Here is a 24,771-nt window from a genome sequence, read left to right as displayed (position 1 = left end):
ACGTGACGCCCTACCGCCCGGCGCGCGGAATCGACCGACGCCTCGGATCCCGAACAGCACACCCTCGGATGACTCCGAGACTGCTACCTCAGACACTGACGGACTCGACAGTGATGCCTCAGACAGCTAGTGTTGCTGCCGTGAACGACTCCGACGGCAAGGTCCACGAGGACGGAAGCCTCGTGGGCATCGGCTATCTGATGAAACGGCTCGGCAGATCCCGAACACGCTGCTTCCAGCTCACCAAACGCCCCACGTTCCCGAAACCAGCAGGTGAGACCGGACTCGGACGCATCTGGCGCAAAGCCGACCTTGACACGTGGATAGACGTCCATCGCCCGCGCGACCTGCAACAGCGCGCCGAGGGAAACTTCCCGGACCTCCGATAACACGGTCCCTGGGACGATGAACCCGCCGGCCGACATGTCGCGTCCATGGTCCCGACAAACCAGGTCCCGAACAGCGCCAGCCAGCTGGCACTGATGCCGGTACGGACCAGCTGGACCCACAAACCCTGGGGCGCAGACTGGCACGGGGACGCCGACCTGAACGGTTCACCGGCGTCGATCAAAACGCGCCGCCGCCCGCAGCTTCCGGTCGACCGAACGGGATTCGGACACAATCACAGTCTCGTCTCAACGTTGCCGGCCGCGGCGGCTCGGGGTGACGTGGACGAACGCGCCGGAACGACCTGGGGGGCGGCGAGCGTGCGTGTCCAGGCGCCGGGTGGCGGCGAGGTCGGTTCCGTGGCGAGGAAGGCCGCGGCGGTGGAGGCGAGGTGGCCGACGGGCAGGCCCGCGTCGAGCACCAGGCACCGGTCGTCAGGCAGCGCGTCCAGGTAGCGCAGGAAGGCGCGATCGGTGGCGGTGAGGAAGCGGGGGTCGACGAGGTGCGGGTGCACCGGCCCGCGCCGGCGTTGCCGCGCGGCGACCGCGGCGTGGGGCAGCCGCAGATATAGGTAGCGGCCAGGGCTCAGCGTGATGCCCGCGTTGGCCGCAGCGGTGAACGTCTGCGCGGCGTAGCCAGGGTCGGCGGGAACGCCGAACTGCGCGACGGCATGCTGGTGGACGATGTGCGACAGCGGGCCGCGGTCGAACAGCACGAGGCCGGTGCGCGCCCGGCGGGCGGCCTCGGCACGTTGCCGCTCCACCTGGCACAGGTGGTCAAGGCCGGACCGGACGTCGCCGAGGGTCCTCGGTGGGTACGGCAGCGGCGAGGAGAGGTCGGCCGCGTCGGGGATGACGGTGGCGCCGAGCTGGCTGGCGAGCACGGTCGCCAGCGTCGTCTTCCCCGTGCAGCGCAGGCCCTCCACGGCGACAAGTCCGTGGTGGGACGGCTGGTCGGATCGGGTCACGGAAGCCTCCAGGAGCCGGGCGAGCGCCGATGGTCGGTGCGCACGCTAGCGGCAGCCACCGACAACCCGAGGTGAAGCACACGCGCCCGCCGCAGGCTAGGACGGTGCGGTCGCCGAAGCTAGGCGGCTGGCTTGCGGGCGACGCCGGCCCACATCGCGGAAACAGACTCACTGGTCATCCGCCAAGCCGGCGCGGGGACGAGGCCGGGGTCGATCAGCTCCCAGCCGTCGAAGAAACGGGCCACCTGGTCCCGGGTCCGCGGAAACAGGGTGCCGGGGGCGGCGGCGTTGACCTGGTCGACGCCCGCCTTCAGGTGGGTCCTCTCCGGGTAGACGTCGAGCCCGAGGTGCGACAGCACCAGGTAGCTACCCGGCGCCACGGCCTCGCGCAACGCGCACACGGCGGCGTACGGGTCCTGGTCGTCCGGGATCGCATGCATGAGCGCGACGAGCATCAGGGCAACCGGCTGGGTCAGGTCGAGCGTCGCGGCGGCCTGTTCGAGGATGCTCGCCGGGTCGCGCACGTCGCCATCCAGGTAGGCCGTGACACCCTCAGGGGTACTGGTCAGCAGCGCTCGGGCATGCAGCAAAACCAGCGGGTCGTTGTCCACGTAAACGATGCGGGCATCCGCGGCGACGCGCTGAGCGACCTCATGGGTGTTGTCGGCAGCCGGCAGCCCGGTGCCGATATCGAGGAACTGCCGTATCCCGCAGTCGGCTGCCAGGAAGTGCACCGCGTTGCGCAGGAACGCCCGGTTCACCCGCACGCCCTCACAGATCTCGGGCACCGTCCGGATCATGGCCTCGGCGACAGCCCGGTCCGCCGGGTAGTTGTTCTTGCCCCCCAGCCAGTAGTCGTAGATCCGGGCCAGGTGCGGCATGTCGGTCCGCAACTCCCTCGGCACCGCCGCCTTCGGCACCGCCGACTGGAAGTTCCAGTCGTCGACCGTCCTGTCCTGTTCCGCCACTGGTGCCATACCCCTTGTCGACTCAGCCCGCTTGATGATCGTTTCGCTGTGGTCCAGGCACGCTAGGTGAGCCTTCGCGTGAACCCCTGCCCGTTCCGGGGCGGTCTCGGCGCAGGGCGCGATCGCGCCGGGTGTTGGCTACGAAGCCAGTGGGCGATGCCCGCGGGGTCGTCGCTGAGGACGGGCAGGTCGGTGACCAGGCCGTCAACCCCGGCGACCCGGAGTGGCCCGACGGTGCGCGCGCCGACCCCTCCCTCAGCCAGAAGGCGCACCGTGCGCTGGCGTCCGGTTGCCTCAAGGAGTCGTCGAGCGGCGTGGACGCGGCGCAGAGCGGCCATGGTCAGCGCGGCGTCCCGCGCGCAGCCAGGCGTGCAGACGACGACCAGCACGTCGATCGCGCCGAGGTGGGGACGGGCATCGACGATGCGGGTGTCCACGCCGAGCGCCAGACCGGCCGCCTTACCGTTCTCGCGAATGCGATGCAGGGCACGCGCGACGTCCTCGATCTCGGCAGGCACCGTGATCAGATCGGCGCCAGCCGTGGCGGCTGCGTCGATGAGCGCCATCGGCCGGCGCGCCAGCACATGGGCGTGGAACGGGACCGTCGTTCGAGCGCGCAAGGCCGCGAGCATCGCCGGGGAGAACATCAGGTCCGGCCCGAAGTACCCGTCCGCGATGTCAAAGTGGACCAGGTCAGCGACGCCACTGGTCCGATCGAGCTCCGCCCCGAGCGCGGCCAGATCCGCCGACCACAGCGACACATCAAGCAGAAGCCGGCGTTCGGGAAGCGCAGCCAGCCAACCGGCCGGCCGGCTCGCCGAGGTCGTCTGCTCGGTCGTCATCGGCTGCGCAACCTCTCGACCTCGGGGAGCCTTCGAGATCATGGTCGCAGTCGTCGCGGGGCTGGTCATTCCCCCGCGCACGAAGGAACCGTTCGAGCGTTGGTGGGCCGCTGACCAGCAAGTACGGGCTCACGGGCGGTCGGTTTCTTCGTGCCGCGAACTCATGCAGTCAGGATCATCGGTGGCAGGTCCTCCTGGTGGGAGGCCGGTACAGGTAACCGCCCGCCCTGCCGTCGGCCATCTCGGAGGCGGCGGGCCGGTGGCCGCCGGATGGCCTAGCAGGTCGCGTGGCGCCGGGTGCCTACAGGGGGTGGACCAGCGAGTGCCCGCTGCTTAGGTGAGGGCGCGCCACAGCTGCGCGGCCTGGGGTGGTCGTCCTCATGTTCGCGCCACGCGGGATGGTCAGCTCCGAGTCGCTTCGGCGTCATACCACGCTACTGCTGTCACGGTGGCGGTCTCGCGTGCCGTGTGGCCAGGTGTCTGCGCGCTGCGCCGGCCACCCGCTCCGCAGATCATCGCCCCGATGTCGGTCCGTCAGCCGTTGACTTGCCCCGGCTGGCTGCCGGTGAGGTTCCACCCGTGGACGGCGAAGTTCCGGCCTGTCGCGTACAGCTCGACGCCGAGCCGGGTGTACGGATAGGTGTTATCAGGAAGCGCATCAATCGGGAACCAGTCGATGCGGGAACACTTGTGCGGTTCGGCGTTGACCGGCTCGCCGTCCCAGTGCTGCGGCAGAAAGAACAAGCCCAGCCGCCCCTCCCCATGATCGTTCCGGAAACGCACGGTCGAGACGAGGCTGAGCGACACCGGGTCCAGACGAAGGCCGACCTCCTCGTGGGCCTCGCGGCACAGCGCGGTGCCGGCGTCCTCCCCGTCTTCGATCTTGCCGGACGGGCAATTCCACCAGTTGTCCGCAAAACCGGTACCGGACCGCAAGGCCAGCAGAACGGTGTCGTCTCGGACGAGCAGGAGCATGACGTCGATGACACTGGTATATGCCATGGTAGGCAGTCTCCCAGCGACGCAGGTCAGCGGGCGGTTGGGGCGAGGCCGAGAGCGGTGAGCTGCTCGGCGATCCAGCCGACCCGTTGGCTGGTGGACATGTTCGGCGGGATGTCGTAGATCCGCTGTCCCACGGTGGCGCAGATACTGCGCACGACCGGTCGGCGGCGGGTTGGATGTCGAGGACCTTCGACCGGTAGGGGTCGCCGATCTGGCGCTGGTCGAATTTGTCGCAGCAGTAGAACACCGCGTCGTAGACGTGTGCCCAGGCCCGGCAGAAGGTCTCCATGGCGTGCAGCACGGGGGCGTGGGGCCCGTTGGGGCCGCCGGGCAGGACGAGCCAGGCGTAGGCGAGGACGTTCGCTACAGTCTTGTCACAGATGATCATTGTGTGTTGGCGGGCGACGCGGAGCTGGCTGGATAGCTGTGCGGCGAACAGGTCGACCTCGGTCTCCAGGTCGAACTCGCCGCGGCCGTGCACGACGATCTCCTCGATGAACGGGCTGTTCCGGGCCGGTTCGGGCACGCAGGCGACGTGTACGCCATGTTCCCGGTAGTAGGCGGCCAGCGCGTGGGTCAACGTGGTCTTGCCCGAGGCATGGGTGCCTTCGACCGCGACGACCAGGCAGTTACGCAGCATCAGCGAGTTCCTTCCGCGGCCAGCAGTTGGTCGCCGCGATCGGCGGGACGGTACGCGGGACCGGGGCGCCGGGTCCGGTCGGACGTGACGTCTGCGCCGGTCATAGGAGTCGCAGTGGCAGGTCGGTGAGCTGGTCCCAGGCGGCGGCCTCGACCACCGCACCAGGGTGGAGGGCCTGCCACTGGTAGCGGTCCACGTTCCTCGCGGCGATCAGCGCGATCGCGAGCGCGTAAATGAGGAGCTGCCGAAGGATTTGTGAGGTTGCCTGGTCAGGTCCAGCCAGAGGGATATCGGCGGGCAGGGCGAGGTTGTAGCCGGCACAGATGTCTGCCAGCGTGATCGGCCCCGGTCCGCTACCGGTGTCATGAAGGCGAGCCAGACCTCGTTCCGCGGGTTGGCTGTGCCACGCGGCGCGCATGGCGGTGATCCCTCGTGCTGGCTGTCCCGCGCCGGCGGCGGGCAGGGCCGCGAGTTGGTCGCCGAGCCGGTGACCTGCCAGGATCGCCGCCTGACGTCGGGCCTGGACAAGCAGCGCGTCAATCGAGGCCGTGACGGCAGAGGTCTCCGCGGGCTCCTCGGCGGCGATGGCGTGGAAGCCGAACCGCACCGTCCCGTCGGTCACCGTCAGCGAGCGCGCCCGTGGCAGCGGGAGGTACACGGCAGCCGCGGCCGGGGAGTGGCCTGTCGCGTTGACCGAGAAGGCGGCCAGGAGGGGGGTCCGGTTGGCGAACGGCCGCCGTGCGCCGCCGAACGGGGTGTCGGTCCAGCTCAGGTTGGTCGCCTCACGCATGCGCGATCCGCAACGAACGGCGGGCCGCCGGGGGTCGGCCGGTGCGGCTGACCGTGTGGATCGAGCGGCCCAGGTACTTGGCGTAGTGGTTGCGCTTGAACCGGTACCGCGCCCAGATCTGGCTGATCGACTCGTCGAGCAGGTTGCCCAGCGGTTCCAGCAGGTCGGGGGCGTCGTAGACCGGCCAGGCACTCGCCAGCCCACGCGGGCTGACCACGATCATGTGGCCTTCGGTTTCCGGGGTCCAGGCGGTCAGCCGCAGCGCCGGCCGCCAGTCGTGCGCCGTGCGCAGTTCGGCCAGCCGCTCGAACGCCGCCGTGGCCTCCTTGACGGTGAGGAACTCGTGGTCGGCGAGATCGAGCGCGTTGCCCTTGCGCAGAGGCAGGATCAGCTTGAGCTTCCCTGCGTCGAGCACGTCGGCGATCTGGAGCGTGAACGGCAGCGCCGTCAGCGTCGAGCGGTAGACGACCGCCGACAGCGACAGCGGCAGCCCCGCGTCCTGGAACGCCCGCACCCCTTCCATGACCTTGTCGTAGTCGCCGCGGACCCGGTTCGTCGTCGCCCGAGGCCCTTCCAGCCCGACGTTGACGAACGCGACCTTGCCGGCCAGGTCACGCGCGTGCTGGAGGCCGCGCGTCGCGTTGGTCGGCAGGCCGATCACCGTGCCGGCGAACATGTCGACGACGTCCACGATGTCCCGGCGCAGCAGCGGCTCGCCGCCGGACAGGAACACCCGCGGCACCCCGGCCAGGTTGTCCCGCACCCGCTCCAACGCGGCCAGCGTCGGGTCGGGCTCCTGCAACGTCTCCGAGCAGAACGAGCAGTCGAAATTGCACCGCTTCGTCACCTGAAGGATCACCGACAGCGGACCATTCGCCGCTGAGGCGACCGCCTCCAGGTCCAGGGACGCCGCGAGATCGAAGTGGTGCCCGTCAGTGAAGACCACAGGTTCATCAGCGCGGCGGGACGCCTCGTCACTGGCGGACCGCGCCGTGGGATCAGCCGCAGGAACGGACGGGGAATATGCGATCATCAGGTCCTTCTCGACGTAGGCGCGTACGGCGACCGCCAAGCTGACCGCCACCCTTCGTGACGGCGAGCTGCCACGCCGACGCTGAACACCTCCAGCGTCCCAAGCGACCCACACGACGGTCATTCCCTACAGAGCGAACATCTGATTCGGGGCCTGCGTGGTCGCTGACCTGCCCGAAAGTAAGACCGCGAGCCCTTATCTTCGGCTTGGCAGCGGTGATCCGTTCGCGTCTTCGTGGGAGCTTGTAGTGCTTCCCGGCACGGCGATCCACGCTGTCGGTTGCAGGGTGTGCGGCCCCGCGCGGGACCGACGCCTCACGGCAGGCACGCGCGTCGCTGGCCACTGCTCGCAGCCATACGAGGCGACCGGCAACCGTGATGTGATGGTGTCGCTCGCGGCGACGCGCGTGGAGGACGCCTGGACATCCACGGATCATGATGGTCGAGCGCGGGCAGGCGTTCGGCGGCTGGCGGGGCAGAGCCAGGATGGCGGCTCAAGGAGTGACATGACCCAAGATCTCGAACAGGCCGTGAGGTTCCGCAGTCCCGACGGACTGCTGCTGGCAGGGAACTTGCTGCGGCCGTCGAGCACCCCGTTGGGGATCGCGGTGCTGGTGCATGGCGGGGGTGTGACCCGCGAGGAGGGTGGCTTCTTCACTCGCCTCGCGCATGGGCTGGCCGAGGCTGGAGTCGCGTCTCTCCGGTTCGACTTCCGGGCGCACGGCGAGAGCCAGGGGCGGATGGAGGACCTCACGATCGCCGGGATACTCGGCGACATCCGGGCCGCTGCCTCGCATGCCGCGAGGGCGGTCGGAGCGGATGCGGTGGTGCTGGTGGGTGCCAGTTTCGGCGGCGGGATATCCGCGCTTTTCGCTGCCCGCCATCCCGAGCAGGTTCGCGGCCTGGTGCTTTTCAATCCTCTCCTGGACTACAAGAACAGGTTCATCGACCAGAAGCCCTACTGGCAGGACGACCAGATCGACGAGGAGGCGGGGCGGCGTCTGGCGGAGGACGGACACCTGGAGCACTCGCCGACGTTCCGGCTCGGCCGCCCACTGCTCAACGAGGTCTTCTACCTGCGCCCGGACCGCGAACTCGGCGCTGTCACCGCGCCGACACTGATCGTGCATGGCACGAAGGACACCTTCATCCCCGTGGACAGCTCACGGGCGGCCGTCGGCAGGTTCGGGGGCGAGGCCCGCCTGGTCACGGTGGACGGAGCACAGCACGGCATCGCCGTCCACGACGACCCGACCTACGCCGACCCCCAAACCCAGATCTGGCAGGCGTCCGTCATCCGAACAGTGGCGGACTGGGCCTGTGAGCAGCTGCCAGCGGAAGAGCAACCGTCACCATAGCGTCTTTCAGCTCGCGCACCGACGGCCGTGCTACCCACGGCGTGAGCGCATGCACCGTGCGACTGACTTCGGTCCACGTGCGCACGGAACCCGTGATCCGGCCGATGCTCAGCGCCTGCGCGCCGACGACCGCGGCTTCGTCCGGCTCACCGAGGTCCGCCAGAACACCCGCCATCAGCGCCCGGAAGTAGCCATAGTCCCGCAGCGAGAACGCCGCGGGTCTCAGTTCCCGCTGGAAGATCGCCAAGGCCCGGTCGGGCTGCCCAGCAGCCGCGTAGCACAGCGCCGTCTGGAGCATCAGCAGAGCCGGACTGTAGTGCTGCGACATGTCCTGCTCACCGTGCTCGCGCACGCTGGCCGCGAGCAGGTCACGTGCCTCGTTCAACTTGCGTTCGACGGCCGCGAGATCTCGGGTCGTCAGGGCGTGGCCGCGGGCTTCCTGCTGCGCGGCTTCCGACCGCACCGAGGCCGGCAGGTTCCACGGCCCGTCCTGGACGGCCTGGGCCAGGGTCAGCATGCGCGCCCCGTCACGTTCGTCCCACGCCAGCTGGCTCTTCTTCAACAGGATGTACCCCTGCAACGGCAGGTCCCCGGCCTCCTGTGCCCACTGCTCGGCGCGGTCCTGCCAGTAGGAGGCCGCAGGTAGGAGACCGGCGTCCCGGTAGAGCCAGCCGACGAACTCCGCGGCCCGCGCGCCGAGACCGAGCAGCTCGCGTCGGTGCCCGAGCGGTTCTCGCCGCATGGCATCCTCGATCGACGAGATCGTGCCCAGCATGGTCGGGAGCGCGGCGGCCGGGCCTTGTGCGCCGTCGGCACCGGCGCAGGCCCGGATCTGGTCGCGAAGGTAACCGACAGGATCGCTGCTGTGGAAAGCGCCCGAAAGATCTCCAGCGAACGCCACCGCAGGCCCCCCGCCAACGCCCACGGAGGAGGGTATCGGCGTCGCCGTGCCCCCGCCGACTGCCGATGCCCCAGCCCCGAGCGCCGGCCATGGCGTCCCGAGATGCGACGGGATCTCGCCGCGCTCGGCCAAGGGGCTCGGCTGCTGAGGATGCCCAGCGCTGGGCGGCGCAACGGGTAGAGACAGATCGCGGTTCTCGCCGGGCCCGGTGCGATCGATGCGGCTGAGGAGGAGGGTGTCGGCGGGGGTGAGGTGTTCGCGGTCGTCGAGGTCGATCAGGTTGTGGACGCTGGTGTCGTAGACCTCGGCGAGCAGGGCGAGGAGCTGGGGAGTGGGCCGGCGGCGGTTGTTCGGCAGCGGCCAGTTCTCCAGCTCCGACAGCCGCGGAGCGGTCATCGGAGCAGCGCCCTGGGGATCGAGACCGACGCGTGCGGCGTAAGCGTTGATGTGGTTCGCGGCCTGCATCTGGGTCCAGCCATGCGCCACCCGGTGGGCCGCGCGGGGACGCAGCTGGTAGCGGCGGGCGAACTCGATCGCGATCTCGTCATGCGACATGCCCACCGCACGCATCCGCGCCCGCAACTCCTCCTGCTCCACCCGCTGGCTGGACCTGCTCATGACGCCACCGCGCATCCTCTCCAGACGTGAATGCTGATCGCTGCGCCCTCTATCCGTAGCACGAATCCATATCAGGGTAGTCAAACAATCACGGTTCGAGCAGCCGGGTGTTCGACAAGAGGCACGTGGGATATACGGGCGCGCCGTCCACGCACAGGAAGGCGGACCGGTGATGGCCCGGAGAGGGCTGTCGCGACGGAGGCGAAGGTGGGGCCGAACCGCCGGCGTCCGACGTCCGCTGCTCGCGGTGTGGTCGCCACACCCATGTCGATGTCCGCTCAAGCACTGGTGTCGCCGCGATCTCCGGAGCTGTCGGGCAGGGACGATCACTTCCTGGCGGCCGGAGGGGTGCGGGACGAGCGGCCGGTAGGGGGCTCCGGCAGCGGTCAGCAGGGTCGCTTATGCAGTGGATCAGCGGGTGACGATGATCGCGCAGGTCTTCTTGGCGATCGCGTTGGCGGCGATGCCGGCCTGGTCAGAAGTGAGATATCCGGGACGGGCGACCTTTGCGGTCGGTGTATAGGCGTGGATGTGTTTGCACAGCCGCTCGGCGAGGGCATGGCCGTCAACGCCGTGTCCGTGGGCGCCGAGCTCGGTAGACGGAGGAGCAGCAGTCGTCCAAGAGAGCTGGCCAGCTTCGGCGGAGGTACGTGGCTCAGCACCGGCCGCCGACGGTGGCAACGGAACCCAGCAGGAGACACCGAACAGATCTACATGATCGCTTCAGATAAGGGCGACCACACGGCGGTGTTTTCGCAGGTCAGCCTTCCCCCAGAGGCCGAACGAAATGTTCGCGGTGGAGGGAATGACCTGCCTCCCCGACGTCGGTCATCGTGGTGACGCGCCACACACCCGCCTAAATGATCTTGCGGCGACTCTCGGACAAAGGAGGCATTTATCCCGATCCTCCTACCCTCAAGGAAGATCCTTAACGCCAAGAGGGTCTACCCGAACCGCGCGGCAGACTGTACGCGCGTCGGGAGAAACACCAGCCGTGGGTGTCGGCGCTATGGGCGAAGAGAGCCCTTTCGCGACTATGGGAACGACCACGTACCGAGGACGAGAAATTTTTACCTTTCGTTTACGATGAAGGCCGCCTGACGGCTTTCCGAATTGGGGTGACACGTGGATTACCGGATCGGTAAGCGTTTCTCCTTCGACGCGGCCCACCATCTTGAAGGGCTCGCCCCAGGACACAAGTGTGCCCGTGTGCACGGACACACCTACACCGTCGAGGTCGTGCTCACCGCAGACCGCCTCAGTGAGCCCGGATTCGTGACCGACTTCGGCGATCTGGCGCCGTTCAGCGACTTCCTGGACAAGCACTTCGACCATCGCGACCTGAACGAGATGATAAACGTTCCACCGACCAGCGAGCTGGTGGCAACCCACCTGGCTCACTGGTTCATCGACAACCTGGAGCCGCTGATCCCGGGCAGGCTCGTGTCGATGCGCGTCGCGGAGACGCCTGGGAGCTGGGCCGAATACACCCCTCCCGGGCGCGACTGATGACCCCGACGGTGCAATCCGCAGCACCGCCTCGGGACCTCCTGGTCAGCGAATGTTTCGGACCCACCTTCCAAGGTGAAGGCGCCTCATCCGGCCGGCGCGCGCTGTTCCTCCGTCTCGCCACCTGCAACCTGTGCTGCGGCTGGTGTGACACGCCTTTCACCTGGGACTGGAGCCGCTTCGACCACGGCGCCGAGACCAGCCGCGCCAGTGTGGCCGACCTCGTCACCTGGGCGACGAGCTCCACGGCGACGCTCGTCGTGGTCACCGGAGGAGAACCGCTGCTTCAGCGGGACGGCCTGGCAGACCTGGTGACCTCGTTGACGGCTGCGGGCAAACGTGTGGAGATCGAGACGAACGGCACGCTCGTTCCCGGCCCTGCGCTGGCCACGTCCACCGCGCAGTTCAACGTGGGGATCAAACTGGCGAACAGCGGGATGCGGGAAGACCGACGAGTCCGTCCGGACGCCATCCGAACGTTCGCCGAGACAACGGCCTGCGTGTGGAAGTTCGTTGTCCGGGACCTCGCCGATCTGGACGAGATCTCCGGCTTGGAGGCCCGGTTCGGCCTTGCGCCGATCTGGATGATGCCCGAGGGCACCAACGCGGAGTCGACGCTCGCCGTAATGCGATCGCTGGCCGACGAGGTGCTGGCACGCGGATGGAACCTGACGCCTCGCCTGCACATCCTCCTGTGGGGAGACGCCCGTGGACGCTGACCTACTCACCTGGCATGACATCGCCGGGATCACCGAGGCGTTAGCCGCCGTGGTGATCGCTGACGGGGTCCCGGATGTGGTCGTGGGCATCCTGCGGGGCGGGATGGTCCCCGCGGTGCTGCTCGCTCACCATCTCGGTGTCCGGGATGTACGCGCCCTGACGATCACTCACACCCAGTCGGACGGCGTGAACGCGCCGAAGGTCGGACGGCCCGTCCTCACGAACCCAGATTCCGTCGGCCGCCTCGACGACCGGGACGTGCTGCTCGTCGACGACGTCGTGGGCAGTGGCGACACGCTCGACGCTGCCCGCAGCCATCTGGCCCACAGCCACCCTGGCAGCGTGCGTACCGCCGTGTGCCTCCTGAACCTGGCGAACTGGCCGGCCGCACGCGGTCCCGCGAGCGGTAATGGGCGTACTGCGACCTACATCGGACGCGAGATCCGGCGGTGGGTGGTCTTTCCGTGGGAGCGGCCATGACGGCGGTCGCGTTCTGCCTGCTGACCTACCGGCCCAATCATCCGTCGGGTATCGAGCGGAGCATCGCCGCGTTGACGGCTGGGTTGCGAAGCCTTGGCCACAGTGTCGTAGTCATTGCCGGCGGCCCCGCGGAGCCGGGAGACGAGGCCGAGCCAGGGCTGATCCGCCTGGAGTCGGTGCGGTTGCCACGGCCGGCGCTCAACGCCGACGTGCTCGCCGCGCTCGCCGAGCCCGGACCCGTCGTGGCCGAGGTGTCGCGTGTGCTGGGCGAGCGGCGGATCGAGGTCGTGTGCTGGGGCGCGCCGGTCTGGGGGCTGGGTTACCTGAACCCGGCGCCGCGCGGGGTACGGACCGCGCTGATGATGCACAACAAGATCCGCCCCGGATCGGCGGAAACGTGGAGGACGGCGATGGCCGCCGCCGACGTGGTCCTGCCCGCGAGCCCCTATCTCGTGGACGCGGCGGTGCAGGACGGCTGGGACACCAGCGCCTGGCGGGTGGTGCCCAACGGGGTTCTCACCCTTCCGCAGCCACCAGACCGCGAGCAGCGGGAACGGCTGCGCCAGTCGGGCCCGCTGCGGGTCGTCTCCCGGGTCGCGCCCGTCAAGGGGCAGGCCCCGTTCTTGGCGGCCATGCCCAGGCGGTGGGATCGCCGAGTGGAGATCGTGCTCGCCGAGGCCGACTTCGAGTTCGAGGTCGGCGAGCAGGCAGCGGCGCTGGCCGCGTGCCGTAAGCAGGCGGCGCGGCGTCCCGACGTTGTCCAGCTCCTGCCAGCGCTGGGGTGGTGGGAGGTGCCCTCGTTCTTCGCCGGCGCGGCGGCCACGGTCATCTCGTCCCTGGAACCGGAGACGTTCAGCCACACGGCTGCCGAGGCGCTGTCCGCCGGCACCCCGGTGATCACCTTTGGGCACGGCTACGTTCCCACGCTGATCGGCCCGGCAGGACGGGTTGTGTCGCTGAGGTCGGGCTTCCCCGCCGTCTGGGACGCGCTCGACGACCTGCTGGCCAACGCCGAGGAGTACCACGCCGCCAGCCGATCGGCACCCGCGCGGCTCGCCGCCCACACACCCGAGAAAGCAGCCGAAGCGTTCCTCGCCGCGACGGCCGCCGCCCCCGCCTAATGACAACCCGGATCTTCCCGGGTCTGGAACTCCGCCGTACGGGTTGTCCGTACGGCCCCGTCGCACCCCTTCCACGGACAAGAGGAGGGCCCCTGTGTTCGGGCTATATCCCGGAGATCGGGCGCTGGTGGTCGGTGCCCATCCCGACGATGAAACCGTCGGCATGGCCGGCACGATCGCCGCGATGACCGGCTACGGCATCCAGGTCGACGCGCTCGCCGTGGCCTGCGTGACCGCGCCGATGTACGGCGGCAGTTCTGACACCCGCACGCGCCTGGACGAGTTCCAGGAGGCGTGCGATGTGCTCGGTGTGGACCGGCGCAGGGTCGCCTGGCTCGACGACGAGCGCGCGGCCAGCCCCAGCGCGCATCTTCCCGACCTGGTCGCACTGATCGAATCGGGCCCGGACGTGTCCCTGGCGGTATCCCGGCCGGCCGCCCTGTTCATCCCGGCCGGTGGCCATCACCAGGATCACCAGGCCGTACATCTGGCCGCCCTCGCCGCGGTTCGGCCAGGCTTTCGCGCCGGCCGGCCGCTGCCGCGTGTCGTCCTGGGCTACGACGGGCCCGAAGACCGGGCCTGGCTCGCCGGTCCCTCACCCCGGCCCGTGCTCGTCGACATCACCCCGATGCTTCAGACCAAGGCCAAGGCGCTCGCTTGCTACCGCAGCCAGCTGCGGGAGGACCCGCATCCCCGCAGCGTCGAGAAGATCCAGGCGCAGGACTGCGCGGCCGGCGCGGAGGTGGGCACCCCCGCGGCCGAGCGGTTCGCCGTGTATCGCATGGCGTTCTCATGACGGGCATCAACCTGGCCGCTGGCCACGTCATCGTCGCGCACCAGCCGGCCTACCTGCCCTGGCCTGGCTACTTCGCCCGGCTTCTGGACGTCGACCGTTTCCTTCTGCTCGACCATGTCCAGTACTCGGCAGGCAGCTGGCAGCAGCGCAACCACGTGCTGGGCTTAGACGGCAAACGCCGACTGCTGACGGTCCCGATCCGCCGGCCACATCACCAACCGATCTGCGACGTCCTCATCGACGATGACAGGTGGCGAGGGCGGCACTGGCGGATCATCTCTGACGGATACCGCCGCGCCCCATTCTGGCCGCAGTGGGAACCGCGCCTGGCGGCCGTCTACGGCCGGCCCTGGGAGCGGCTCGCCGCCCTGAACGAGGCGCTGCTGCGACTTCTCCTCGATGGTTTCGGCATCTCGGTGGACATCGTGCGTTCGAGCGCGCTGAGACCAACGGGTCGCAGGACCGACATGCTGATCGACCTGTGCCGACTGACCGGCACGCGGACGCTGCGGGTCGGCACCGGCGCAACCAGCTACCTCGATGTCGACAGCCTCGCCCGCGCGGACATCGAGATCGAGATCGCGACCTACGCCCACCCGCCCTACGGCCAGGGCCGCCCGGACTTCAGCCCCGGCCTGTCTGCCCTGGATCTCCTGCTGCACCGCGGACCCGACGCTCGCAGCGTCCTGGCAGCCGGCGCGGCGAACAGCCCGTGGACATCGGCCACCCCCACGGAGGACGCCCATGCCGCCCGATGATCAACCCCCGACCAGCGGCGCCCTGCGCACCGCACCCGGCCCGGCGCCCACGCAAGCCTGGGTCACCCTCGAAGGCACCAACGGTGTCGGCAAGACCTACCTGGCCCGCATCGCCCTCCACCGCCTCGGACAGCGGTGTGTGCCGCTGGTCGAGCTTCCCGACCAGGCCCCCGCCCTGCTCCCGGGCCAGGTGATCAGCGCCCTGCGCGCGACCGGCGACTTGTTCCTGCGTACCGGACATCCGCAGACCGAGACCCTGTTGCTCGCCGCGCTTCAGGTCCACCGACACGAGGCCGCAAAGATCGCCCCGGGGCAGGTCGTCCTGGAGGACCGCGGCCCCCACAGCGTGGCCGTCTATCAGGCCGCCGTCCTCTCGGCTGAGGCTCCCCTCGACGAGGCGTTCGCCGTGGCCGATCGCATTCTGGAGCTGCTGGCGCAGTGGCGGCCCCTGCCCGCCACCACGCTCCTGCTTGTTGATGACCCGGACCGCTGTCTGGAGCGTTTCGAGCACCGCATCGGCCGCGAGGCCAGCCCGAGCGAGGCGGCGCTCATGCAACGGGTGACCAGCCTCTATCGGCTGTTCGCCGCCGCATCGCCACAAACGTTCGAGATCCTGGACCGCACCCACCTGGACGCGGACGCCTGCGTGCGGCGCATCGTCGCGGCCTGCGACCGAGCCGCGGCCCGGCCCCAGGAGCCCCGATGACCAGGGGTGGCGGCGAGGATGCGGTCACCCTGCTGTGGGCGCTTCGCAGCCCATGTCCCCTGTCCTGCCGGTACTGCTACTTCGGAACGATCGAGGAGCATCGAGATAGCCCCGTCATCGGTCCGGGAACACTGTCGCACCTGTCGCGCAACGACCTCCCCACGGCCGACGTACTCGCCTTCGCCCGCAGCATCGCCGGGTCGGCGGTGAAACGGGTGTTCCTGGCCGGCGGGGAACCACTCGTGTGGCCACCCGTCCTCAGCCTGATCGAGATCCTGAAGAGCGGTGGCGTGCAGGTCGTCGTCGCCACGAACGGCATCCCGCTGAACCGTCCCGACCTCACGCGCGCCCTCGTCGACCTCCAGGTCGACGCGGTGTCGGTGTCACTGGACTCCGTCGATGCCGCCTACCACGACGCCTGGCGCCCGGCACGCAACGGCAAGGACGGCTGGCAGCAGGTCATCGACGGCATCGGGTCGCTGGTTACCGCCCGCGGCGCCGCGCCCGCTCCGCGGGTCGGCGTCTACATGGTCGTCACCCGGCACAACCTCGCCGACCTGGCCGCGACCGGCCGCCTCGCCGCGGACCTCGGCTGCGACTACTTCGTCCCGCAGCCCGTCGCCCTCGATTCCGACCACACGCTGCACCGCCAACTGTCCCTGACCACGGACGACCTGCCGGCCCTCGGTCAGCAGTTCACCGCCCTCGCCGACGCACAGCTGCCGGTGTGGACACCACAGGCGAGCTACCCCGGTCAGGTCGCCGACGCGGTCCGGGTCCCCACCGGGTTCGTCCGCGGCTGCTTCGGCGGGCGAAGCCTCTTCTTCATCGAACCCGATGGGTCTGTCTGGGACTGTCCGTCGTCCCTTCGCATCGCCGCTACCCCTACCTCGCGGCGCCGGACGATTCTGGACGGCGCCGCCGCCCAGGTCTTCGCCGCGGACGACGGCCGCGCCGACTGCCCGCTGTTCTCGGTCGACTGCGTCAACATGTGGCCACTTATGGACTTCGACCAGGTCCTGTCGACCTCCGCTGGGACAGCTTCGTGAACACCCAAGATCCGATGGCGTTACTCGAACGGGTCGTTGCGCGGATGCCCGATCCGGTCGGCCGCGAGCAGGCAGCTCTGCTGGAAGCCGAGCTAGCCGCCATGCATGGCGTTGCGCATGCGATCGCGGTCTCCTCCGGAACGGCGGCCCTGCACACGGCGCTCGTCGCGTGCGACATCGGCGAGGGCGACGAGGTCCTGCTCCCAGCGCTCGCCGTGATCATGACCGTGGCTGCCGTCGTGCAGGCGGGCGCACGTCCGGTGTTCGTCGACGCCGGGCCGGACGGCGAGCCTCTGGACCTCGCCGACGCGGCCTCAAAGATCACGCACAGGACGCGGGCCTTGCTTCCCATCCACCTCGGCGGCCGGTCCGGCGACCTGGGCGCCGTCGCCGAGCTGGCCGCAAGCGCCGGGCTGGATCTCATCGAGGACGCCTGCCAGGCACACGGCAGTCGGTATCGCGGACGGCTCCTCGGCACCATTGGGAGGGCAGGCTGTTTCTCCCTCAAAGACGGAAAGTTGATCTCGTCCGGTGAGGGCGGCTACCTCCTTACCGACGACCCGGACCTGGCGGCCCGCGCCGCCGCGTTCCAGACCCACTGGCAGATCTCTGCCGCCGGCCAGCCGGCGCTGTCTCGCCTCGGCACGAACTACCGACTCGCCGAGCCACTCGCCGCGCTCGCCCGAGTCAGCCTCGCCGGCTTCGACAAGCGACTCGCCCGCCGCCGGCACGCCGCGAACCGTCTGGTCGATCTCGTCGGCGATGTTCCCGGCCTGGCCCCCATACCGGTCGCAGCAGGGGAACAGCCCAACGGATACAGCGCACTATGGCGGATCTTGCTGCCGCGACCGCGGCGGCTGTGCCGCCACCTCGCCGAGGTCGGCGTCATCAACAGCGTCGGAACCTTCGACCTGCGCGCCGCCCACCTGCATCCGGCCTGCCGCCCGTTGCATCCCGCGCTCTGCCCCCACGCCGCACACGCGGTCGACTCCCTGCTCGCGGTCCCGGTCCCGGACGACGACGCGCGCCTCGCCCAGATCGCGACTCTGATCAAGAGCGAGGTATCGGCATGGTGACCCTCGACGACCCCGCATTCCTGGGCCACACGTTCGTCGTTATCGACTTCGAGGCGCTCACCCCTAAAGGCCGGCCCGCGGAACCGATCGAGGTCGCGGCGGTCGCCGGCTCCTTCTGCACCCGCCACTGGGCCGAGACCGGACGGTTCAGCGCCCTGATGCGGCCACCTGACGACGTCGCCGTCACCCCGTTCGACGTCGCTCAGACCGGCATCACCGCCACGGAGCTGCGCGCCCAACGACCAGCCTCGCAGGTCATGGCCGCTCTCGACGCCCGCCTGACCGCGCCGCCCTACCGACTGGTCGCCCACCACGCGCCCACCGAGGCAGGTCTGATCGCCCGCCAACACGAACACTGCCCCCGGCTGGCCACAACACCGCTGCTGTGCACCGTCCGCCTCGCCCGAATCGCCTACCCCGAGTTGCGATCCCACAGCCTGGACACGGTGCTGCATCACCTGGGCATTCCACTGCCCCCGAACCGGCACCGCGCCCTGCCCGACGTGGAGCTGACCATCGCGCTGTTCGGGCGTCTGCTTACCGACGGCGCCGCCACCGGCCGATGGTCCACCCTCGCCGACCTCGACCGCCTCGGCGGCGTACCGCCCAAACGAGCGACGCAGGAACCGACGGACACTACCACTCAGCAGTCGCTGTTCTGATGCGGACCGTGTCAGCTGTGCGTGAGTTCCTCGACTTCGCTGATGCGGGCGAACAGTTCCTTGGCCTGCAATCGGGAGTCCTCGGCGATGTCCGCCCCGTCGGCGAGCTCCTGCTCGTCGAACCAGTGCACCCTCGTCTCCGGGGGCTGCACATCACCGTCCCAGAGCGCGACGAAGACATGGTCGACGTGGACGTGCCGTTCGCGGGTGTGGCTGTCCGGGCTCGCGGCCATCTCCACGATCCACCAGGGCGCCACCACGGGCGTGTGCGGGAAACCGTCCGGCAGCGGAGTCGCGGGACCGGCAACCAGGCGCGTGCGGCAACCCAGCTCCTCGACGACCTCCCGGACCGCGGCCTCCGCCGGGCTCTCGTCCGCCTCGACGTGACCTCCCGGCGGAATCCAGCCCGCAAACCGCGGATGCCACATCATCGCCACCCGCCAGCCCGCGTCCTCGCTCTGGCGAAAAACGAAGACCGTCGCCGTCGCCTCTTTGATCATCGCCTGTTTCTCTCCGCTCCCGCCTTCGCCGGCGCCCTCGCAGGAATGGCGCGAGCCTCCCATACCGCCCCCAACCGATCCCGACACGACACCCCACACCCACGCCAAGACACCGGTACGCCGTCGGCCCATCAGGCGTCGCGTACCCGGAAGCAGTACGGGAGGTGGCCATGGAACCCGTCTGGAACGGGGTCCTGACCTGCGACTACGAGCGGACCCGCCCCCAGGCCAGCCACCTGGAGTGGGACCTCTACACCGAGGCTCTCATTCGGTGGCCCCTGATCCTCATGGACGACCCCATGCCGTATGGCCAGCTCCGCCGCGCGGGCATCGTCGACATCCCCGAGCCGACCCACCGCGACCTGACAAGCGCCTGGCACCGCCAGCTCGCCAGACTGGACTATGCCGTCAACCTGATAACTCGGGCCACCCACGACCGGGACGTCGCCGGCGCCGTCCTCGACCGCGTTGACGATGCCAGGCGGCGAGGCGACGTCGGCGATCTCACGCGAGCGCTCGCGGCAGCGACCGCAGCGTTCACGAGGGTCAACGCGACGCACATCGTGAACTGGCTGCTCCCCGAAGACCACTGGGAACGCCTACTCGCCGATCTGTTCGGCTCCCGCGACGCCGCGCTGATCTGCCTGTCGGCGCTCCAGCTTCCCGCCGCGCCCGGACACATCCTGGCCACCCAGATGCAGCTCCCCCGCCAGTCGGAAGCGGCGACCGCCTTGGACGTCGAGATGGCGGCTCGACAGCAGGAACAGGCCGCCCCGGCAGCTGGCCTGATCGCACAGCGCACGCGGGCCGCTCGCCGGCGCGAAGCGTGGACCACCGCCGCCCTCCTCGCGGCGGCCGGCAACGACCAAGTCGTCACGGAGATCCGCGCAATGGCCTTGCTCCTGGGGTGGGCGGCCGACAGCGAGGAGCGCCGTAAGGAACTACGCGAACGCTTTCTGACCGCAGCGCACGCCTGGTGCGACCTCACCGGCACAGACCCAAGCCGGATCGCCGCAGCCGATCTCCAAGGAGCTGACGCCGATGCACGCCGTTGAGGTCACCAGGCTGGCCGACGCCACCGACCCTGTCCGGCACGGCCGCAAGGCCACCGCCCTCGCGACACTGATCCACCATGGCCTACCCGTACCCCACGGACTCGTCCTGCCCGCCGGTTTCCCAGACGACCAGCTCGCGAGCGCGGTCTTCACCGTGCTGGACTGGGCAACCTCCGTCGACACCCGCTACGGCCTCGTCGCCCGCTCCTCAGCGCCTGCGGAAGACGGTCCCGAGGCGTCCTTCGCCGGTCTCCACACCTCCCGATTCACCCCCACCCATCCCGAGGCACTTCTCGCTGCCATCCACGAGGTGCGCGCCTCCGCAAACACGCCTGCACTCGCCGCCTACGCCGCGCACCGCGACGTACGCCCCACCCCACACCTCGCAGTTCTCCTCCAACCAGCCATCCGTCCGCACGCCGCAGGGGTACTGGCCGCCACCTGCGACGCCGACGACCTTGCGCCGTGGGCCCTCGACGCTGTCCGCGGCCTCGCGCTACCGGTAGTCGACGGAAGCCAGCGCGGCGAACGCCACCACAGCACCAGCGACAGCCCGACGCCGGCCGAGCAGGATGTGATCCTTCTGCCCGGCGCCGCCGACGAGCTCCGCCAGCCACCCGGCGAGTGGATCGCCCTGCCCGTAGCCCACGGACAACCACCACAGCACGCCAAGATCCAAACCTCGGCAGCCGGCCTGCTCCACCTCTACGCTCCCGCTCCGATCCCTGACGCCCACCTGCTCACCACATCGACCCGGAACCGTCTTCTCCGTCTTGCCAGCCGTGCCGCCGCGGTGCTCAACCTCGACCGCATCGACATCGAGTGGGCCGTAACTGCCGACGACACCATCCATATCCTTCAGGCACGCCCGCTCACCAGCCCCGTCCCCGACCCCGCCGACAATGCGCCGCACGGCGACGACTCGATCTGGCATGGCATTCCCGCAGCACCTGGCCGCGGCACCGGCCCCGCCCATCACCAGCGTCACGAGGCCATAGCCCTCACGGACAAAATACCGGCCGGAGCCGTACTCATCTGCGACAACATCGGCCCTGAAGCGCTCCCGGCTCTCCTGGCCAGCCCAGCGGCGATCGCCGCGACATCCGGAGGGCCGCTCTCTCACGCCGCCATCGTCGCCCGCGAAATCGGCATCCCCTGCGTGACCGCCCTGCCCCGCGAACTCCTCAAGGTCACGCCCGGCACCCATCTCACCGTCGACGGAACAGCGGGCACGGCCCGACTCGCCGTCACCGCCGAAGAACCACCACGCCGACAGCCACCAGCACTCGCCGGCGCGGCTGTCGTCACGCAAACCCGACCGACATCCATCCCCCTCGACGGACGAGCGGCCACTCTCCTTCTCCATCTCTCGGGCGATGAACTACCGCTCCTACGCAACGACGCCGAAGCCGCCTCACATGCGGCCCAACCACCCGTCGGCGCTTTCCAACCCAGCGAAGAGCCAGCGCTCCCGCCACTGCCGACCGGCTACCAGGAATACCGCCTCCCGGGACTCGGAAGAATTGCCTGGCCTACCGATGCAGGCCCCCTCCCTAGCCGGCTGGTAGCCCTTGAGGACCGGGAAACAATTCACGAGCGGCCGACCCACCCCGCCAAACTCACCTGACCCATCGGCCCAGTATTGTGTACAACGCGGGCCGTAGGCGGATGACTGTGTGAGGCCATAAAATAGAACCCGCCAGTTCTGACCGGAACGCCTGCTGTGGCGAGAGGAGCACGACGTCTACCCAGAGGGATAATCTTCAAGAATCTATGACGACGACGGGAATTCCTGCCCGCGCGCCGTAGCGGTGTTGAATTTGGCGCATGGCCTGTTCCTTATCCTGCTCCATGTGCTGACGCAATTGCCTGGATGCGCCTGGCAAGCTCGATGTCGTGCTCGGCGACGTAGCCGCCGATGTCGCTGGAGCTGATGGACACGTGCACGGTCTTGTAGCCGAGCGTGGCGTCGGAGTGGTGGCCAATGTCGTTCTGGATGGCGGCGATGTGCGTGATGAACGCCGCGCCCTGGATGTGGGGTATCGAGTAGAGCCGTTCGATGCGCCGGCCGTCGGTCGTCCATCCGTCCAGCGTCTTGAGGTGTTCCTCGATCTGTTCCCTGGACAGCGCCTCAGCCATGATCCCTCCCTGGCTCGTCGATCGTGATGGGCGTGAGCACGTCCGCCAGATCCTGGCCGACGGGGTGAGCACGCCACGGGGCCATCGCCGCCGCGACCGTGTCCAGTTCCCGCCGGGCGCGTGCGGAGCCGGTCTCCACCGCGAGCGCGCTCGCCTGGCGCGCGAGTTCCAATGCCCGTTCCGGTTCTCCCTGCCGTGCGGCGGCGACCGCGTGGCGCGCCGACCACACCCCGACGTCGCGGCGGGCTGACGGGGGTGCGGAGGGGATGATCTGCTGCCAGAGACGGTCGGCGTCGTCGGCGAGACCGAGCCGGCCGTAGCAGGTGGCGCGCTGCACCTCGACGTAGCCGTCGGTGCGGCGGCAGGCCGTCCCCCACTCCTCGACGTCGACGTGATCCACGAGCCGGCCAGCCTGATCAAGCAGGAGATCGACCTGCCGGCGGTCGCCGCGCAGCGAGGCACCGTGTGCCTGCTGCTGCAAAGCGAACACCTGGACCTCGGGCGAGAGACGCCGCGCGTCGACCAGCGCGGCCTGGCACAGGTCGATCACGGCCGCCGCGTTTCCCAGGTCGGTGAAGGCCATCGCTCGGTCGACCAGTGCGCAGGCGACAGCATCACGCTCCCCGCAGCGGTGGGCCAGTTCCAGCGCAGCGTCGTGGCAGCGCATCGCTGCGGCCGGATCGCCGGCGTCGAGCCACAGCCAGGCCGCGAACGCGGCGAACGACGAGCCGACCTTCGCCATGCGCTGACGGGTCGATCCGTCCGCCGAGTCCACCAACTGCGCGATGATCTCACATTGGGAGGCGACCGTGCCGATCAGTGCGCCGGAGCCGAGCAGCATGTCCGCGTGGTAGTGGCCCTTCAGCTGGCTGTCGAAGTAGGAGACGAGCGCCGGGTCGACATGGCGGGCGCGCCCGGTGCCGACAAGACCCGCCACGACGGCTGATCCGGCGAGGAAGGTGAACCCGCGGCGGCCGAGAGCATCCACCCACTCGATGTTCCCAGCAGTTGCATCGAGACGCCGCCGCTTGGGAGCGCCACCGCGATGTCCTGACTCGAAGCCGGGACCGGCCTGCCTGGAGGACGGGTCCGCAGGCGGTGACCCCGGCGATCGATGGCCTCGGCGCGCGGTGTCGATGAGGAGGGTGTCGGCGGGGGTGAGGTGTTCGCGGTCGTCGAGGTCGATGAGGTTGTGGATGCTGGTGTCGTAGACCTCGGCGAGCAGGGCGAGGATCTGGGCGGTGGGCCGGCGGCGGTTGTTCGGCAGCGGCCAGTTCTCCAGCTCCGACAATCGCGGAGCAGTCATGGGCGCGGTGCCCTGGGGGTCGAGGCCGGCGCGGGCGGCGTAAGCATTGATGTGGTTCGCGGCCTGCATCTGGGTCCAGCCATGCGCGACCCGGTGGGCCGCGCGGGGGCGCAGCTGGTAGCGGCGGGCGAACTCGATCGCGATCTCGTCATGCGACATGCCCACCGCACGCATCCGCGCCCGCAACTCCTCCTGCTCCACCCGCAGACTGTGCCTACTCACACCGTATCCCCTCCAGATCAACCCCGCAGACCGGCGCTGGTCCACCGTTCCAGAAATGACAAGATCACTTCAATGATCAGCCGTTGCGGGCCCGAGCCGGCGGCACCAGTCGTCCACGACACCGCCCTCTCCACGAGGACGGCAGGCACCACAATGATCACTTAGCCTGGTGGTACATGTCATTCCCCCACCGCGAACATTTTCTTCGGCTGCCAAGAGTCCGATGAGCTGCCGAAATGGCGCGAGGCGGTGCGATCTGTTCGGCGCCAGGCGGTGCGTTAGTTCGCGCGCGGCAGGCGACAGGTGCGGGCAGGCACGCGCCCGCCATCGTCACCATCAGGCAACGGGAGCGCCGTGTCGTGGTGATTGCTGGGGGCGCGCGGCGGAGATCTGCGTGAGTGGCGCGTCGCCGCTGGGAGCCAGGCCGCTCTCCCAGGACCGACGGCGACGGCAACAAGAAGACCGCTGGACTCGGGCCCCTGTTAGGTGTCGTGGGATGAGTGGCGGCGCGCCGACGCCCTGACCGCGGCAAGGCGGTCAGGGTCGCGCCGACGACCAGTCCCGTGGTGTTCGGTACCGGTGTCCGTGGCCGTCAGTCTTGTCGGAGGTAGACGTTGGCCGCTGCTTGGGCGAGAGCCGCTCGGGTCGCCGCGGCCACTCCGAGGCGGTTCCAGTGCGACGTCACGACAAGGGTGAGGATGTCGGTGAGTTCGCAGGTGAGGAGAGCTTTGCGGGTGGCTTCGGCAGCCACCGGAACGCCCTCTCAGGTAGGAGAAGATCCGCAGGGCGCGGTCGAGAGAGGCGAAGGAGCCGGTCACCTGTCCGTCGGGTCTGACCACGACCACCTCGTCGGGGAACTGGAGCCCCCAGGCGGCGATGTGGATGTCGGCGGGGTCCGCGGGCTCGGCGACGATCGCGAACAGACGCGGTGCGAGGGCGAACACGAGGGCGTCCAGCAGGCCCGGGTCGGCCTGCCCTGACGGGTCGGCCTCGTCGAGGGCGGGTCCGTCGGTGTCGTCGATGTTCATGATCGCGGTCCAGTGGCGTGGGGTGGGATGGGCGGGCGGTGCGTGGCGGCTTGTCGGCTAGTCGCTGGTTGGTCAGGTTGGGGTGGCTAGTGGGCGGGAGTGGCTCACGTGGTCAAGCAGGGCTGCCAGTTCCGGTGGG

25 protein-coding genes and 1 pseudogene are annotated in these 24,771 nt (G+C 69.3%); 14 read left to right on the top strand and 12 right to left on the bottom strand.

Annotation, left to right across the window (positions count from 1 at the left end; all coding sequences use genetic code 11):
- The first annotated feature begins 140 nt into the window (after window positions 1–140).
- Window positions 141–389 (top strand): DNA-binding protein, encoded by a 249-nt coding sequence (locus tag I6A81_RS24235; RefSeq protein ID WP_307874878.1) that lies wholly within the window; start codon window positions 141–143, stop codon window positions 387–389.
- Window positions 390–622: 233 nt separating this feature from the next.
- On the opposite strand, the gene I6A81_RS24230 is transcribed toward I6A81_RS24235, so the two are convergent.
- From I6A81_RS24230 to I6A81_RS24200, 7 genes and pseudogenes are all read right to left on the bottom strand, one after another.
- Window positions 623–1,354, bottom strand: coding sequence for an AAA family ATPase (locus I6A81_RS24230; protein ID WP_203004009.1), 732 nt, complete (start codon window positions 1,352–1,354; stop codon window positions 623–625).
- 119 nt (window positions 1,355–1,473) lie between these two features.
- Entirely contained in the window at window positions 1,474–2,322 is an 849-nt protein-coding gene (locus I6A81_RS24225) for an SAM-dependent methyltransferase (protein ID WP_307874877.1), read from the bottom strand.
- Window positions 2,323–2,384: 62 nt separating this feature from the next.
- On the bottom strand, window positions 2,385–3,233 hold the full coding sequence (locus tag I6A81_RS24220; RefSeq protein ID WP_203004011.1) for a ribulose-phosphate 3-epimerase: 849 nt from the start codon (window positions 3,231–3,233) through the stop codon (window positions 2,385–2,387).
- A 465-nt stretch (window positions 3,234–3,698) separates the two neighbouring features.
- Window positions 3,699–4,166, bottom strand: coding sequence for an NUDIX hydrolase (locus I6A81_RS24215; protein ID WP_203004012.1), 468 nt, complete (start codon window positions 4,164–4,166; stop codon window positions 3,699–3,701).
- Window positions 4,167–4,449: 283 nt separating this feature from the next.
- A pseudogene (locus tag I6A81_RS43830) lies at window positions 4,450–4,806 on the bottom strand (AAA family ATPase); the annotation flags it as partial.
- 100 nt (window positions 4,807–4,906) lie between these two features.
- The gene (locus tag I6A81_RS24205; protein ID WP_203004013.1) at window positions 4,907–5,596 is read right to left on the bottom strand and encodes a hypothetical protein; all 690 of its coding nucleotides are present in this window, start codon (window positions 5,594–5,596) and stop codon (window positions 4,907–4,909) included.
- Window positions 5,589–6,542 (bottom strand): radical SAM protein, encoded by a 954-nt coding sequence (locus I6A81_RS24200; protein WP_307874876.1) that lies wholly within the window; start codon window positions 6,540–6,542, stop codon window positions 5,589–5,591. Before I6A81_RS24200 ends, I6A81_RS24205 begins: the two co-directional genes overlap by 8 nt.
- 592 nt (window positions 6,543–7,134) lie before the next feature.
- Here I6A81_RS24200 and I6A81_RS24195 point away from each other — a divergent pair.
- A complete protein-coding gene (locus tag I6A81_RS24195) occupies window positions 7,135–7,986 on the top strand; it encodes an alpha/beta hydrolase (protein WP_203004014.1) in 852 nt (283 codons plus the stop codon).
- On the opposite strand, the gene I6A81_RS43825 is transcribed toward I6A81_RS24195, so the two are convergent.
- Complete coding sequence (locus tag I6A81_RS43825) at window positions 7,922–9,505, bottom strand: hypothetical protein (protein WP_238429423.1); 1,584 nt, start codon at window positions 9,503–9,505, stop codon at window positions 7,922–7,924. The two genes, I6A81_RS24195 and I6A81_RS43825, sit on opposite strands and share 65 nt — an antisense overlap.
- A gap of 1,125 nt (window positions 9,506–10,630) precedes the next feature.
- Here I6A81_RS43825 and I6A81_RS24185 point away from each other — a divergent pair.
- The 10 genes from I6A81_RS24185 to I6A81_RS24140 all read left to right on the top strand — a co-directional run bounded on the left by I6A81_RS24185 (window position 10,631) and on the right by I6A81_RS24140 (window position 18,382).
- Window positions 10,631–11,014, top strand: coding sequence for a 6-pyruvoyl trahydropterin synthase family protein (locus I6A81_RS24185; protein ID WP_203004015.1), 384 nt, complete (start codon window positions 10,631–10,633; stop codon window positions 11,012–11,014).
- A complete protein-coding gene (locus I6A81_RS24180) occupies window positions 11,014–11,733 on the top strand; it encodes a 7-carboxy-7-deazaguanine synthase QueE (RefSeq protein ID WP_203004016.1) in 720 nt (239 codons plus the stop codon). Before I6A81_RS24185 ends, I6A81_RS24180 begins: the two co-directional genes overlap by 1 nt.
- Entirely contained in the window at window positions 11,723–12,214 is a 492-nt protein-coding gene (locus I6A81_RS24175; protein WP_203004017.1) for a phosphoribosyltransferase, read from the top strand. The genes I6A81_RS24180 and I6A81_RS24175 overlap by 11 nt, the downstream gene beginning before the upstream one ends.
- Window positions 12,211–13,335: a glycosyltransferase family 4 protein gene (locus I6A81_RS24170; protein WP_203004018.1), complete on the top strand. Its 1,125-nt coding sequence runs from the start codon at window positions 12,211–12,213 to the stop codon at window positions 13,333–13,335. The genes I6A81_RS24175 and I6A81_RS24170 overlap by 4 nt, the downstream gene beginning before the upstream one ends.
- A 94-nt stretch (window positions 13,336–13,429) precedes the next feature.
- On the top strand, window positions 13,430–14,131 hold the full coding sequence (locus tag I6A81_RS24165; protein ID WP_203004019.1) for a PIG-L deacetylase family protein: 702 nt from the start codon (window positions 13,430–13,432) through the stop codon (window positions 14,129–14,131).
- Window positions 14,128–14,889 (top strand): WbqC family protein, encoded by a 762-nt coding sequence (locus tag I6A81_RS24160; protein WP_203004020.1) that lies wholly within the window; start codon window positions 14,128–14,130, stop codon window positions 14,887–14,889. The genes I6A81_RS24165 and I6A81_RS24160 overlap by 4 nt, the downstream gene beginning before the upstream one ends.
- Complete coding sequence (locus I6A81_RS24155) at window positions 14,876–15,595, top strand: nucleoside/nucleotide kinase family protein (RefSeq protein WP_203004021.1); 720 nt, start codon at window positions 14,876–14,878, stop codon at window positions 15,593–15,595. The genes I6A81_RS24160 and I6A81_RS24155 overlap by 14 nt, the downstream gene beginning before the upstream one ends.
- Window positions 15,592–16,644, top strand: coding sequence for a radical SAM protein (locus I6A81_RS24150; RefSeq protein ID WP_203004022.1), 1,053 nt, complete (start codon window positions 15,592–15,594; stop codon window positions 16,642–16,644). The genes I6A81_RS24155 and I6A81_RS24150 overlap by 4 nt, the downstream gene beginning before the upstream one ends.
- Before the next feature lie 14 nt (window positions 16,645–16,658).
- Window positions 16,659–17,720, top strand: a complete 1,062-nt coding sequence (locus I6A81_RS24145; protein ID WP_203004023.1) for a DegT/DnrJ/EryC1/StrS family aminotransferase — start codon at window positions 16,659–16,661, stop codon at window positions 17,718–17,720.
- Window positions 17,714–18,382, top strand: a complete 669-nt coding sequence (locus I6A81_RS24140) for a 3'-5' exonuclease (protein WP_203004024.1) — start codon at window positions 17,714–17,716, stop codon at window positions 18,380–18,382. Before I6A81_RS24145 ends, I6A81_RS24140 begins: the two co-directional genes overlap by 7 nt.
- Before the next feature lie 11 nt (window positions 18,383–18,393).
- Here the strand turns inward: I6A81_RS24140 and I6A81_RS24135 are convergent, their stop codons facing one another.
- Window positions 18,394–18,981 carry an NUDIX domain-containing protein gene (locus I6A81_RS24135; RefSeq protein WP_307874875.1) on the bottom strand — a complete coding sequence of 196 codons (588 nt, stop codon included), beginning with the start codon at window positions 18,979–18,981 and terminating at the stop codon, window positions 18,394–18,396.
- 71 nt (window positions 18,982–19,052) lie between these two features.
- On the opposite strand from I6A81_RS24135, the gene I6A81_RS24130 reads away from it, so the two are divergent.
- On the top strand, window positions 19,053–19,937 hold the full coding sequence (locus I6A81_RS24130; protein ID WP_203004025.1) for a hypothetical protein: 885 nt from the start codon (window positions 19,053–19,055) through the stop codon (window positions 19,935–19,937).
- 154 nt (window positions 19,938–20,091) lie between these two features.
- Window positions 20,092–21,564 carry a PEP/pyruvate-binding domain-containing protein gene (locus tag I6A81_RS24125; RefSeq protein WP_203004026.1) on the top strand — a complete coding sequence of 491 codons (1,473 nt, stop codon included), beginning with the start codon at window positions 20,092–20,094 and terminating at the stop codon, window positions 21,562–21,564.
- Window positions 21,565–21,776: 212 nt separating this feature from the next.
- Here the strand turns inward: I6A81_RS24125 and I6A81_RS24120 are convergent, their stop codons facing one another.
- From I6A81_RS24120 to I6A81_RS24110, 3 genes are all read right to left on the bottom strand, one after another.
- Entirely contained in the window at window positions 21,777–22,076 is a 300-nt protein-coding gene (locus tag I6A81_RS24120; RefSeq protein WP_203004027.1) for a 4a-hydroxytetrahydrobiopterin dehydratase, read from the bottom strand.
- Window positions 22,069–23,556 carry a helix-turn-helix domain-containing protein gene (locus I6A81_RS24115; RefSeq protein ID WP_238429428.1) on the bottom strand — a complete coding sequence of 496 codons (1,488 nt, stop codon included), beginning with the start codon at window positions 23,554–23,556 and terminating at the stop codon, window positions 22,069–22,071. The genes I6A81_RS24120 and I6A81_RS24115 overlap by 8 nt, the downstream gene beginning before the upstream one ends.
- Window positions 23,557–24,196: 640 nt before the next feature.
- On the bottom strand, window positions 24,197–24,355 hold the full coding sequence (locus I6A81_RS24110) for a hypothetical protein (RefSeq protein WP_203004029.1): 159 nt from the start codon (window positions 24,353–24,355) through the stop codon (window positions 24,197–24,199).
- Window positions 24,356–24,771: the final 416 nt, after the last annotated feature.

This window comes from Frankia nepalensis (genome assembly GCF_016786325.1).
Taxonomy (GTDB): Bacteria; Actinomycetota; Actinomycetes; order Frankiales; family Frankiaceae; genus Pseudofrankia; species Pseudofrankia nepalensis.
This window is presented reverse-complemented; position numbering and strand designations above follow the sequence as displayed.